The organism is Oenococcus kitaharae (genome assembly GCF_025758695.1).
GTDB lineage: Bacteria > Bacillota > Bacilli > Lactobacillales > Lactobacillaceae > Oenococcus > Oenococcus kitaharae_A.
In genome coordinates this window covers 544,299-557,333 of sequence record NZ_JANJQP010000002.1, presented here as the reverse complement: position 1 = coordinate 557,333, position 13,035 = coordinate 544,299, and the positions used below count along the sequence as shown (strand labels likewise).

Below are 13,035 nucleotides of genomic sequence, written 5' to 3'. Positions count from 1 at the left end.
GATTAGCTATTAATTATATAAGTCAAAGACTCAACCGGACGATAAAATATCATCTCAATAAGACTATTTATGAAAATAGTTGGAAATACAGTGAAAATCAGGTAATTAACCAGACTAATATTAACTTCCCCGGTTAAGATACCGGTGATATAAATGAGGCTGTAAAAAACAAGCAAACCGGTTGCCACTGTCCAAAACGAAGAGAGAATTCGATAGGGAATATGTGGATCCAGCAAGAAGACAGTATAAGCGGATAAAAGATAAGCGGTTAGATAGCTGCCAATAGACTGTGTGTAATAAAGGTCGAAGAGCAGCCCAAGTAATACCAGCCACCACCAAAAATGAAAATGGCGATCGGACCGAAAATGAATCGTGTAAAAAATGCCAATAAAAGTCAGATTGGGCAGAATTGTCCAGTTTGCAAAAGACAAAAAACCGGAAAAAGCCGCCATTAATGAGCCATCAACGAATATTAACACAATTAAAATAACTGGATAAACAATAGCAGGACGGAAAAAACGATGCGTCGAGACATGGCGATTATTCATTCCCCACCTACCTGAGTGACCGCGAGAACGCTGGAAATATCGGATAGATCGGCGGCGGGACGAATATAAATTTGTTTGGCAACACCATAAGCATCATCACGTACGCTCGCAACTCGGCCAACGTATAAACCCTTAGGCAGGATGCCGCCAAGTCCCGATGTCTGCACCAAACTGCCTTTTTTAATCGTTGATTGCGTGCTGAGCTCATCTAAAATCAGTTGATCACTACTGCGGTTATAGCCAGAAATGACACCGTTAATCGTTGTGCTGCCGCTGTTGACCTGTACTGGAAAACGATCAGCATCAGCCGTCATATTCGAAATAAGCGTCACTTTACTGCTTGTATTCGACACTTGACTCACTTTGCCGATCAATCCCCGAGAATCCAGGATAGGCGCATTCTTTTTAATGCCGGCATTAATACCTTGATTAATAATCAACTGTGAATTCCAGCTGCTGGGTGTGCGGCTGATAACAACGGCGCTCACAGTCTGATAATCAGTCAGTGAATTTTTCAGTTTTAAATTGGCCTTCAGTTCCTTATTTTCTTTTTCCAAGGTCTGAATCCGAATTTGATCAGCCGCAATGCGGTCAACTCTTTTAACCAAATGCTGGTTTTCTTCATAAGTCTTAAATAGTTGTGTTAATGAATTTGTTGATCGGCTCAAGACACTGGTTGGTGCTGAAACACCGCGACCAAAAAAAGCCGCCATATCCGAGGCGAAACGCTGTATCACCGGAATACCGCTAGCTCTGCCGTAAAAGACACTTGAGCCCACAATAAGACCCACAGCTACGATAATCGAAGCTATCGTAATTAAAATTTTCTTTCCATTAAATCGCAAGACTCATCCAGACCCAACTACTTATTATTTTTACTTAAATTGCATCTGCGAAGAACGCAGCATTTCACCCAGCCCGTTAGCAACTGCTTCTTGCGGATTAGGCGCAATAAAAACAGGCACGTGAACAGTATCTGCAATCACGCGGTCAAGAAACCTTAAATTAGCACCGCCGCCTGTCAGTGTAATACCGCGGTCAATGATATCAGATACAAGTTCCGGTAGAGATTCCTCTAGCGTTGTCTGAATTTCAACCAGAATATGGCTGACTGGACTGGCAATGGCAAGTGCAACATCTTCTGCTGTCACATCGCGTTGAGCGGGCAGCCCGGAAATTAGGTCAATGCCCTTAACTGTAGCCGAACCCAGCTGCTTAGCAGCTTTAACATCAGCGGAACCAATCTCTTCTTTTAAAATCTGAGCATCACCTTCAGAAATGCGGAAATTGTAGCGTTGCAGAACCATGTCTTTAATGGCTTCGTTCATCGCATCCCCAGCAAAAGTCGTTGAACGAGAAGCATTGGCTTTGCCCAAGCTGATCGTGGCGATGTCCACTGTACCACCGCCTAAATCGACCACCATTGTGCCAGGTGCGTCATAGACGGGTAAACCAGCTCCAACAGCCGCCGCAATTGGTTCATCGATCACGTAAGCATCGCGGACACCGGCAGATTGGGCAGCGTCTTTAACAGCTCGGCGTTCAACTTCAGTGACACCACTAGGAACGCCGATAATCGCTAAGGGTTTTCCGGGACGATTATTATAGGCCACATTCAAAAAGTACTTTAAAAGACCCACTGTCGCGTCCAAATCAGAAATGACGCCTTTACGCAAAGGGCGGATGACTGAAATCGTAGGTGGATTCTTTTCAAACATTTTATGCGCTGCTGACCCAACAGCCATCAATTCACCAGTCGCAGTATCTTTTGCAACGAAACTCGGTTCGTTGATGATAATACCCGAGCCTTCTAAAAAGACCAGAGTATTGCTTGTGCCGAGATCAATCCCGACATTTTTTTGTCCAAATCCTAATGCCATATATGTCCTATCCTTACAAGTATAACACGCAGTTTTTCAGCGCCTTTTCACTTTTTTTGCAATTTATTTTTCAGATAAATCCGCGCCTGGCTGACGAAATAGAGGGATCCAGTCACCACGATCATCTGTTTTTCATTGTCTATTTTTTCAAGCAGTTCGTCCAACTGTTTATGCCATTCTTCATAATGATCCGATTCAGCTGTCTGACGGTACGATTCCCAATTAACTGGAAAAACCTTGGCAAAAGGTAGATTATCAAAGTTTCTAACTGAAATTTTTTTCTTTTCCAAATGACCGAACACAATTAATTGCTCCCGATCACCATATTCACGCAGCAGCGAATCAGTCAATATGGCAAGCCCTTGTGGATTATGTGCGCCATCAACGATAATCAGAGGATTTTTAGAAATAATTTCCATGCGGGCCGGCCAGGAAACGTGGTTAATAAATTTGATCAATTTATCAGTTGTCCAAAAATCGATTATCTCCAAGAAGCGTTCATTCGGCAGAATATTATGCAGATAAACTTTGACCACAGCCCAAGCTAGGGCCGCATTATATCTTTGATAGTAGCCGCGTGAAACTTTCAGCTTGCTATCAATCTCACCGTAGGGTACCTGCAGATCCTGAGCCTGTTTTTCCACAACCTCTTTAGCTTCACTGGGCAAACGGCCGTAAAGCAGCGCTTTCGTGGTTTTTTTAACGATACCGACCTTTTGGTAAGCAATTTTCGCTAATGTGTCGCCAAGAATGTCCATGTGATCCATGCCAACACTAGTAATAACTGCCACCGTGGCATCTATCACATTGGTCGAGTCCCAAAGACCGCCGATGCCGACTTCAATCACCAAGGCATTCAGGTGGGATTCGGAAAAATACAGGAGCGCAATGGCAGTAATCACTTCAAATTCAGTCTGGTTTGTATAATGATCAGCGATCCGCTGTGTGTAGACGGTCAAATCGCTATCAGAAATATATTGGCCGTCAATTTCAATCCGCTCATTAAATTTAATAATAAAAGGAGAAATATAGAGGCCAGTCTTAAAGCCGCTGGCAGTCAAAATAGCCTGCGAAAAGCGCGAAACAGATCCCTTGCCATTGGTGCCGGTCACATGAATGACCGGCGGTAGTTTTTTCTCTGGGTGACCCAAACTCTCTAGTAAAGCCAGCATTCTTTTTTGAGTATCATGCTCGACTCGAAGACCAGGACGGGTCAGCGAATGAATCCATGCAATAGCTTGTTCTGCGTTTTCAATCATGGCTGCTTTCTTTTAATGTCTGAATCCGTTCCTGCGTAGCTGATAATTTAGCCTGCCAGTCATCCAGCTTTTCTCTTTCTGCTGCGACAACTTTTTCTGGTGCTGACGATGTAAATTTCTCGTTGGCCAGTTTGCCGCTAGACCGTTTGACTTCGGCTTGGAATTTTGCCGCTTGTTTTTCCAAACGCTGAACTTCTTCGCCCAAATCAACCAACTCAGCCAAGGGCACATACACCACTGCGCCATTAATCACCTGAGACATCGCCAAAGCTGGAGCTTGAATATCCGGTGCAATCACTAACGACTTAGGATGGCCAAATCGCTGAATATAATCCGTATTCTCCTGGAAAACAGTTCTCAAATCGTCATCTTCTGTCTGAATCAGAATATCAACAGGCGTTGAAATGGCTGCTTTGGCTTCAGACCGGATATTTCTAATAGCTGTGATCAGATCCTGCAGGGCAGAAAATGAGGTCTCAGCTTGTTTATCGGATAAAGCCGGATTAACAGTTGGATAGTCAGCAATCACAAGACTGTCTTGTGCTTTCCGGCCGGGCAGCTGCTGCCAAATAGCCTCTGTGACAAAAGGCATAATCGGATGCAACAGTCGTAATGTCTGGTCGAGGACATAAGCTAAAATCTGCTGAACCGGCGTCTGGCCTTTATTGCCATCAGCGCCTAGCGTCTCTTTAGTCATCTCGATATACCAATCGGCGAAATCGTCCCAAATGAAGTTATACAGCTGACGTCCAGCTTCACCAAATTCGAATTTATCAAAATTGCTTGTTACTTTGTCGATCGTGGCAGTCAAACGCGACAAAATCCAACGATCGGCCAACGTCATTTGATCAGCTGACGGCAGCTGTACCAGTGTATTATCATCGAGGTTCATTAACACATAACGGGAGACATTCCAAATTTTATTAATGAAATTCCAAGCCGAATCCATCTTGTCATAAGAGAAATTCAAATCTTGGCCCGGCGTTGAACCCGTTGACAAAAACCAACGCAAGGCATCAGCACCATACTTAGCAATCACGTCCATGGGATCGATGCCGTTTCCTAATGACTTAGACATCTTGCGTCCCTGGGCATCACGAATTAAGCCGTGGATCAGGACGTTTTTAAAGGGCCTCTGGCCAGTAAATTGCCGGCCTTGAAAAATCATACGGCTAATCCAGAAGAAAATAATGTCATAGCCTGTCACCATTGTCGTAGTCGGGTAAAAACGTTTGTAATCAGGACTTTTCGTATCCGGCCAGCCCATCGTTGAAAAAGGCCATAAAGCGCTGGAAAACCAAGTATCCAAAACATCTGGATCCTGTACCCAATCATCGCCTTTGGGTGCTGTCAAACCAACATAAGTCTCGGTTTTTCCGCTTGCGTCTTTTCGATACCAGGCCGGAATGCGATGGCCCCACCAAAGTTGACGGGAGATGACCCAATCATGGACATTCTCCATCCACTTTGTATAGGTATCTTCAAAACGAGTCGGCCAAAAATCGACATGTTCATCAGTAATTCCCTGCATCTTTAAGGCTTGCTGTGCTAAAGGCTGCATTTTAACAAACCACTGCGTCGACAAACGTGATTCGATTTGGACGTCAGTTCTTTCTGAGTGGCCAACAGAGTGGACAATCGGATCAATTTTCAGCATGTAACCGCCGCTTTTTAGGTCCGCAACCATAGCTTTGCGCGCTTGGAAACGATCCATTCCCTTGTATGGCCCGGCATTTTCATTCATTGAAGCATCTTCATTCATCGTGTTGATGCGAGGCAGGTTATGACGATTGCCCACTTGAAAATCATTGGGATCATGTGCTGGCGTGATCTTGACCATACCAGTTCCAAAATCCTTATCAACATACTGGTCAGCAATGATTTCAACTTCACGGTTCACCAAAGGTACACGAATTTTTCTGCCGACTAAGTCTTTATAGCGCTCATCAGAAGGATTAACAGCCACGGCCGTGTCGCCGAACATTGTTTCTGGGCGCGTGGTCGCGATTTCAATATAATGCTGGCCGTTAAACACATAATCTGGATCAACAAAAGGATATTTAACGTGATAAAAAGCGCCCTGATCGTCTTTATGGATGACTTCAATATCAGACAGAGCTGTACGCGCTTGAGGATCCCAGTTGATGATGTACTCGCCGCGGTAAATTAATTTTTTCTTGTACATATCAACAAAAACTTTACGAACGGCATCATTCAGCCCTTGATCCAAAGTGAAGCGTTCCCGCGTAAAATCTAACGAAAGACCTAATTTTTCCCACTGAGATTTAATAATACTGGCATACTCGTCTTTCCACTGCCAGACCTGATCAACGAATTTTTTCCGACCTAAATCATAACGGCTGGTCCCTTGTTCGCGCAAGCGTGCTTCGACTTTAGCTTGAGTGGCAATACCAGCATGATCCATGCCAGGCAGCCACAAAGTGTCATAACCCTGCATGCGTTTTTGACGGATCAGCATGTCTTGTAAGGTCGTGTCCCAGGCATGGCCCAGATGCAGTTTGCCAGTCACATTTGGCGGTGGAATGACAATTGAATATGCCTCAGGCTGTGCATCGGCATATTTTTGTTTATTTAGTTTTTTGTCAACGTCTGGATTGAACAGTTCGGCTTTTTGCCAACGGTCGTACATCCCTTTTTCGACCTCGGTCGGATTATATTTGGTCGACATTTTGATCTCGCGCATCTCACTTGCCCTTTCTTCTTAAGCGGAAAAAGATCACCAAAGCAGCTATCAAAAATAAAACAGCTGCTAAATGCCATTTATCGTGAATTGTCAGCTCTAAAATTTTTCTTATTAACAATAATCTAGCTTGCATCATCAAATTAAAAGCGCCCTAGGAAAAATCCCGGGACGCTTCTGCGTGGTACCACCCAAGTTGCCTGTTGCCAAGCCGCTTAATATTTATTTTCCGCAATCTCTTAGCAACCTTCGGCCGGCTTGTGTCTGACTCGCAGCAAACGTCAGATCTCTGAACACAATAAAGCTTACTCCTCTAAGTTGTCTTTAAGTATATCTAAATGCCGCCTGCCTTTCAAGCTAGAAAGGTGTCTGATTGCGATTGACATAGCCATCTCGCAAACGCCTGTAGCTGCCGGCTTCCACTTGATTTAAGGCGCGTCCGACAATATCGACTGTCCGGCTATAATCCAGATCACGTTCATAATATAATCTAGCCTGCTGCAAGGCACTGATAATTTCCTGGCGGTCAACATAGCGATTAGCGTAATGAATTAATTCAACCGCCAAATTTGCATTGACATACAATTCCGACGAGCTGGATTTCAAATCTGCCAGATCGGTTGTCACTTCGTGCGCCTGGCGCTGTGCATCGTCCAAATTCACTCGGGCTGAAGCCACCATTTCGTTAAGCGATTTGATTTCATCCTGCACGGAGATAAACTGCAGGCGATAATCAGCTGGCAATCCCGGCATATCAACCTGTTCCAACACACGACGAATATTAGAAAGTTCGCCAGCATATTGAAGTGAAATTCGTTTTAAATCATCAAAAACCTGCGGATAGGAACTGATTGTGACATACAGATCACGCTGATTTTTAGAAATTTGGTCCAATTGTTTGAATAGGCCTAGCTGCGTTTGGCGCAAAGCTGTAAAAGGCGCCTTCTTTTCCCGCCAGCGTTTCACATTGCCGTCGTTTTGCGCAGCAACTGATTTAATCTGTTCTGCCCAACCGCGGGTGTCTTCGACCTCTGAGTGCGACAAGATAAAACGCTGGTTTAAACGATCAATTTCCAGAGTCAGCTCCTGATTTTGCGCACGAACATGGGCCAGTTCACCACTTAGTTTGCGATCATTTTTCTTAACATCGTATTCGGCACCAAACTCATTATCAATCGTGTCGTACAAAGTTTTGATCTGAACCTCCAACACAGCCTGTGCTTCAGTCGTTTTTTTAAGATTCAATGCCTTTAAACTATCAGAAATCCGTTGATAGCTTTTCTTCATATCGGAGATAACGACGTTAGGATCTGCGTCAAACACAAAGCCGCGTTTTGTTAAGGTATCGGCCCCGCTTTGCAATTCTTTAAAATTAGCTGGATAACGATTGACTAATTTGTCATAAAGCGGCGGAATATCAATCATCTTTTTTTCCAGATCATTGGTCTCAACACGCAAACGTTCATAAACATCAGTAGCCGCACTATGGTCGCCGGATTCGGTTAATTTGACAAATTTCGCAAAATTGTCTTCCAAACCGGACAGAACATTTTCCAAAGGTTCTGCGGCTGGGCCGTATTTAAACGACTCGGCCAGTATTTTTTTGCGCAGGCGGTCATAACGAACCCGTAATTCATCAACTGCTTTACGATGTTCTTGATCAACTTCGTTGAGTTTTTCAAGGCCGTCTTGGATATCTTTAATCTTGGCCTGCGTTTCTTGCAATGTTGCATCCAAAGTATTAAATTCTTCTCGTGTCTTAAAGACGTTTAATCCGCGTGCATCAAAAACCACCGAGTTGGCTAGCTGATCAATATGAAGGAACTTGGAATTCTCAATGTCATTGTAATCTGCTTCCAAACGCTGATAATCATGCAGCGATTTACCTGTCAAACTCAGTTTGCGAGCATCCAGCAAAGCCTGGCGGACATTGATCTGTGCCAATTTGTCCTTTGCATCCACGATTTCATTGGATCTCCGTGCAAAAGACCGCTGAAAAAGAATTGCTGCCAGATATGTCAGAAATAGAATTATAGAAATTATTAATACCCAAACCATAGCTGTCATTATTTTATGACTTGTTTGCCTGATTCTTGAAGAACATCAGCTTTTCTTAAAATCTAGTTCGCCTTCACACGAACGTGGGAAGCGGCTCAGCTTGCTTAAAAACCAAAATCCGTGTAGTATATAAGGGTTGTTTGCAGCAGTTAAACGAGAAGCTCGTCAACAAGTCAGTTTCAAAGCAAATCTTTGAGTAGGCAAGCTGTAGAACCGAAGCTGTTTTGCACGAATCTTGGTTTAGCCCATTTACAACAGAATGGAGAAAATATGTCACGTTATACCGGACCAAAGTGGCGTTTAAGCCGTCGTCTTGGCATTTCCCTTTCGGGAACTGGCAAGGAATTGGCAAAACGCCCTTATGCACCTGGCGACCACGGTAATACCGGCCGCCGCCCTAAGTTTTCTGAATATGCAACGCAATTGCGTGAAAAGCAGAAGCTTCGTTTCACCTATGGATTGACTGAGCGTCAATTCCATAATTTATTCTTAAAAGCCGGCAAGATCCGTCAGGGCTTGCACGGTACTAATTTCTTAATTTTATTGGAGACACGTTTGGATTCAGTTGTCTACCGTCTTGGTTTAGCAACTACACGTGCTCAGTCACGCCAGCTTGTCAATCATGGCCATATCCTGGTTGACGGCAAGCGTGTGACGATCCCTTCTTTTGAAGTCAAGCCCGGAGAAATGATTTCCGTTCGCGACCGTTCCAAGAAGATCACTCCAATTATTAACGCAGTTGAGTCATCTCTGCATAACACACCTTTTGTTGAATTCGATGCTGATAAGCTGGAAGGCAAATTAGTTCGATTCCCAGAGCGCGAAGAACTCGGTGCTGATATTAACGAATCTCTGATCGTTGAATATTACAACCGTCTTGGTTAATTGAAAAGACCAGCAATCAGATTGCTGGTCTTTTTTGTATTCAATTGCCTTATGTCGTGACACAAAAAAAGACCGCATATTCGGTCTTTTTAGTTTGCATGGTGAAACCAAGCAATTCGTTTGTCCAATAAAGCAACTGCATCATTAGCCAAGTAAAGCATATAAGTGAAGAATAGGACTAGAGAAGCATCCCCTTGTGCCGCTGTAATTCCCCACAAAATCACTTGTGCCAATCCTTGGATAATCCAAAAATAATAAGATTCTGAAAAACGCAAAGTTGTTAACAAAGCACCCGTGATACCAATAGCAGCCGTGAAAGAATCAATCATTGGACGAGGTGTTTTAGTGATATAGATTTCAAAGAAATAAAGCATAATCCAAGCCACTACAAAAGAAAATGCAAATAAACGATACCAATAGGCAGCTGAATGTTTTTCGCCACGCTGATCAACTTCAGCAATCCGCCGAACTTTCTTTTCCACGTCGATCGCCCAATTAGGCGAAATCAACACTGGAATATCCAGCAAGACGATGTAAACGGCCTGCAGAATAGCATCCGATGGATTGTGTGCCGCCACAGCCACCACGATATAAATCAGGGCCGAAATCAAGCCGAAGACGCCGTTTAGCGGACGAGTATTCGTAATTGCCAAGGTGGTTGTAAAACCAAGGATGGCCGCAATAAAAGTCCAAATCGCAATCGTACCGAGTGGGTTGGTAAAAGTCTGCCAAGCAATAAATAGATAGCCAAAAATCAAAAGAATATATGAAGACCTTGACCAACCGGACATTTGGTGAATGTACCAGGATGGTTTGAATAGATCAAAAAAAGTGTGCTGCGTCATAAATTTTTTCCTCCTCCATCAAGCATTTTTGTGAACACAAGATATAAGAATAACAAAAAAATCCCGGAACAATCCGGGATTTTATGTGAAAAATAAGTTTACATCATACCTGGCATGCCTGCACCGGCTCCAGCTGGTGCAGCAGGTTCATCTTTTTTAGGAAGCTCGGAAACAACAGCTTCGGTAGTCAGAATCATAGCCGAAACAGAAGCAGCATTCTGCAAAGCTGAGCGAGTAACTTTAGTTGGATCAACAATGCCGGCCTGAATCATGTTTACCCATTCGCCAGTTGCAGCGTTATAGCCGACTTCTGGATCTTCAGTCTTAGCACGCTGAGCAATCACAGAACCTTCAAGGCCAGCATTCTCAACGATCTGACGAAGTGGTTCCTCCAAAGCACGCAGAACAATGCGGGCACCAGTAGCTTCATCGCCCGACAAACCATCAGTCACTTTTTTGACTTCTGGGATAGCATCGATCAAAGCAGTACCGCCACCAGCAACAAAGCCTTCTTCAACAGCGGCACGAGTTGCATTCAAAGCATCTTCAATACGATATTTCTTCTCTTTTAATTCAGTTTCGGTTGCAGCACCGACTCTGACAACAGCAACACCGCCAGCCAGCTTGGCCAAACGTTCCTGCAGCTTTTCTTTATCAAAATCAGAAGTCGTATTTTCAATCTCTTGACGAATACCCTTGATGCGGTCAGCCAAGGCAGATTTATCACCTTTGCCTTCAACAATCGTGGTCTTGTCTTTTGTGATATTGACACGGTTTGCCTGGCCTAATTGGTCAATGGCGACATCCTTCAATTGAAGGCCCAAGTCTTCAGTAATCACAGTACCGCCAGTCAAAATGGCCAGATCCTGTAATTGTGCCTTACGGCGATCGCCAAATCCAGGCGCTTTGACAGCAGCAACATTAAAGGTACCACGCAGTTTGTTCAAAACAAGTGTTGGCAATGCTTCGCCTGTAATATCATCAGCGATGATCAAAAGCGAACGGCCTTGTTCAACAACGCTTTGCAAAACAGGCAGAATATCTTGGATATTGCCGATCTTCTGGTCGGTAATCAGCAAATAAGGATTATCCAGGTTAGTCTCCATTTTGTCGTTATCTGTGACAAAATATTGACTCATGTATCCACGATCGAACTGCATACCTTCAACGACGTCTAATTCGGTCTCGATACCCTTGGACTCTTCGATCGTGATGACGCCATCATGACCAACTTTTTCCATAGCATCAGCAATCAACTTGCCCGTCTCTTCATTTGCAGCCGAAATCGAAGCAATTTGCTGAATAGAAGAAGAGTCTTTAACTTCATGAGATTCCTTTTTCAAAGCAGATACAGCGGCGGCAGTGGCTTTTTCAATACCAGCACGAATGCCGACAGGATTAGCACCAGCCGTCACGTTCTTCAGGCCTTCGTTAACGATTGCTTGTGTCAAAACAGTCGCAGTTGTCGTACCATCACCGGCAACATCGTTAGTCTTAGAAGCGGCTTCAGTCACGAGCTTGGCACCCATATTTTCGTAATGGTCGTCTAATTCGATGGCTTTGGCAATTGTGACACCATCATTTGTAATCGTTGGTGTACCGTAATTCTGCTCCAAAACAACATTGCGTCCTTTAGGACCAATCGTTGTCTTAACAGCATTTGCCAACTTGTCAATTCCTGCCTGCATACGTGTGCGGGCATCTTCAGAAAAACGTACTTCTTTAGCCATGAATTACAAAACCCCCAGAATATCTTTTTCGTGAACGATGAGATAATCTTCTCCATCGATCGTAACTTGTGAACCGGCGTATTTATCAAACATTACCTTATCGCCGACTTTGACAGACTTAGGAGCTTCGGTATCCCCAATTCCCGTTTCAGAAACTGCCACAACAGAACCTGTAACTGGTTTTTCTTTGGCGTTGTTTGCAATTAAAATCCCACCAACCTTTTCTTCTTCGGGCTGGTCAATACTAAGAACAATTCGATCACCTAATGGTTTAATCATGAATTTAAAAACCTCCTTTAATTTGTTCCGCGTAAAATTATAACGCAATTGGTCAAAAAAGGTCAAACTTTTTGACAAATCCTGACTATTTTAGAAAATAATAAAAAAACGCTTTATTTAGCGCTTTTAATGTTCTTAAAATTATCCACAAAATAGATCAAAGTCTGCATACCGGTCGTCAAATCGACATTCTGAACACGGACACTGGATGGTACCGTAATCCGAATCGGTGAGAAGTTCAAAATTCCCTTGATACCAGCTGCAACTAATTGATCGGTCACTTCTTGAGCTGCTTTTTCCGGCACTGTCAGAATAGCGATCGTAATATTGTTGGCATGCAGCCGTTCTGCCAATTCTTTAACATGATAAACTGGAACCGATTTTCCCATTTCGTTTACCAGCTTGATCGAGCGCTTATCATCGTCAGCATCAAAGCCCATGACGATTTCAATATTGCTGGTATGACTGAAATTATTTTTCATCAAAGCCTGGCCAAGATTTCCAACACCAACCACGGCCACTTTGTTCAGCTTATCTTGCGACAGTACCTTACTAAAGAAGCTTAAGAGCGCGCTGACATCATAACCGAATCCGCGTTTGCCCAAAGCGCCAAAGTAAGAGAAGTCGCGGCGAACTGTAGCTGCATCGAACTTAATCGCCTCAGAAATTTCGCTGGAATTGATCCGCTTGATACCAGCATCATTCAATGTGGATAAATAATAATAATAAATCGGCAAACGTTGTGCAGTCGCCCGCGGTATTTGATTTTCAGAAGTCATATCCTTTAAAGTCCCCCAGAACCATTTCTATTACATTGTAAACGAACTAGATAAAAAAATCACAAAAAATG

11 protein-coding genes are annotated in these 13,035 nt (G+C 43.7%); 1 reads left to right on the top strand and 10 read right to left on the bottom strand.

The genetic code is table 11. From position 1 onward, the window contains the following. Positions 1–2 precede the first annotated feature (2 nt). From mreD to ezrA, 6 genes are all read right to left on the bottom strand, one after another. The gene (gene mreD / locus NRF22_RS06160; RefSeq protein ID WP_007747156.1) at positions 3–548 is read right to left on the bottom strand and encodes a rod shape-determining protein MreD; all 546 of its coding nucleotides are present in this window, start codon (positions 546–548) and stop codon (positions 3–5) included. Continuing rightward, positions 545–1,393, bottom strand: a complete 849-nt coding sequence (mreC, locus tag NRF22_RS06155) for a rod shape-determining protein MreC (RefSeq protein WP_007747162.1) — start codon at positions 1,391–1,393, stop codon at positions 545–547. The genes mreD and mreC overlap by 4 nt, the downstream gene beginning before the upstream one ends. A 30-nt stretch (positions 1,394–1,423) precedes the next feature. After that, the gene (locus tag NRF22_RS06150; protein ID WP_007747164.1) at positions 1,424–2,428 is read right to left on the bottom strand and encodes a rod shape-determining protein; all 1,005 of its coding nucleotides are present in this window, start codon (positions 2,426–2,428) and stop codon (positions 1,424–1,426) included. A 47-nt stretch (positions 2,429–2,475) separates the two neighbouring features. Next, positions 2,476–3,687: a bifunctional folylpolyglutamate synthase/dihydrofolate synthase gene (locus NRF22_RS06145; protein WP_263779702.1), complete on the bottom strand. Its 1,212-nt coding sequence runs from the start codon at positions 3,685–3,687 to the stop codon at positions 2,476–2,478. Next, positions 3,680–6,391, bottom strand: a complete 2,712-nt coding sequence (locus NRF22_RS06140) for a valine--tRNA ligase (RefSeq protein ID WP_263779701.1) — start codon at positions 6,389–6,391, stop codon at positions 3,680–3,682. Before NRF22_RS06140 ends, NRF22_RS06145 begins: the two co-directional genes overlap by 8 nt. A 354-nt stretch (positions 6,392–6,745) precedes the next feature. Then, on the bottom strand, positions 6,746–8,446 hold the full coding sequence (gene ezrA / locus NRF22_RS06135; RefSeq protein ID WP_028291767.1) for a septation ring formation regulator EzrA: 1,701 nt from the start codon (positions 8,444–8,446) through the stop codon (positions 6,746–6,748). 270 nt (positions 8,447–8,716) lie between these two features. On the opposite strand from ezrA, the gene rpsD reads away from it, so the two are divergent. Next, positions 8,717–9,331, top strand: coding sequence for a 30S ribosomal protein S4 (gene rpsD, locus NRF22_RS06130; RefSeq protein ID WP_007747173.1), 615 nt, complete (start codon positions 8,717–8,719; stop codon positions 9,329–9,331). A gap of 89 nt (positions 9,332–9,420) precedes the next feature. On the opposite strand, the gene pnuC is transcribed toward rpsD, so the two are convergent. The 4 genes from pnuC to NRF22_RS06110 form a co-directional block, all read right to left on the bottom strand. Further along, on the bottom strand, positions 9,421–10,176 hold the full coding sequence (gene pnuC / locus NRF22_RS06125; protein ID WP_263779700.1) for a nicotinamide riboside transporter PnuC: 756 nt from the start codon (positions 10,174–10,176) through the stop codon (positions 9,421–9,423). 98 nt (positions 10,177–10,274) lie between these two features. Beyond that, positions 10,275–11,906 carry a chaperonin GroEL gene (gene groL, locus NRF22_RS06120; protein ID WP_263779699.1) on the bottom strand — a complete coding sequence of 544 codons (1,632 nt, stop codon included), beginning with the start codon at positions 11,904–11,906 and terminating at the stop codon, positions 10,275–10,277. 3 nt (positions 11,907–11,909) lie between these two features. Continuing rightward, positions 11,910–12,185 (bottom strand): GroES family chaperonin, encoded by a 276-nt coding sequence (locus NRF22_RS06115; RefSeq protein ID WP_007747182.1) that lies wholly within the window; start codon positions 12,183–12,185, stop codon positions 11,910–11,912. 113 nt (positions 12,186–12,298) lie between these two features. Then, a complete protein-coding gene (locus NRF22_RS06110; RefSeq protein WP_007747184.1) occupies positions 12,299–12,964 on the bottom strand; it encodes a redox-sensing transcriptional repressor Rex in 666 nt (221 codons plus the stop codon). Positions 12,965–13,035: the final 71 nt, after the last annotated feature.

Bases quoted from the DNA above. Each gene is read 5' to 3' on its own strand.
- rpsD (WP_007747173.1), top strand. From the start codon at position 8,717: ATGTCACGTTATACCGGACCAAAGTGGCGTTTAAGCCGTCGTCTTGGC.
- NRF22_RS06150 (WP_007747164.1), bottom strand. From the start codon at position 2,428: ATGGCATTAGGATTTGGACAAAAAAATGTCGGGATTGATCTCGGCACA.
- ezrA (WP_028291767.1), bottom strand. From the start codon at position 8,446: ATGGTTTGGGTATTAATAATTTCTATAATTCTATTTCTGACATATCTG.
- NRF22_RS06115 (WP_007747182.1), bottom strand. From the start codon at position 12,185: ATGATTAAACCATTAGGTGATCGAATTGTTCTTAGTATTGACCAGCCC.
- mreD (WP_007747156.1), bottom strand. From the start codon at position 548: ATGAATAATCGCCATGTCTCGACGCATCGTTTTTTCCGTCCTGCTATT.
- pnuC (WP_263779700.1), bottom strand. From the start codon at position 10,176: ATGACGCAGCACACTTTTTTTGATCTATTCAAACCATCCTGGTACATT.
- NRF22_RS06140 (WP_263779701.1), bottom strand. From the start codon at position 6,391: ATGCGCGAGATCAAAATGTCGACCAAATATAATCCGACCGAGGTCGAA.
- groL (WP_263779699.1), bottom strand. From the start codon at position 11,906: ATGGCTAAAGAAGTACGTTTTTCTGAAGATGCCCGCACACGTATGCAG.
- NRF22_RS06145 (WP_263779702.1), bottom strand. From the start codon at position 3,687: ATGATTGAAAACGCAGAACAAGCTATTGCATGGATTCATTCGCTGACC.
- NRF22_RS06110 (WP_007747184.1), bottom strand. From the start codon at position 12,964: ATGACTTCTGAAAATCAAATACCGCGGGCGACTGCACAACGTTTGCCG.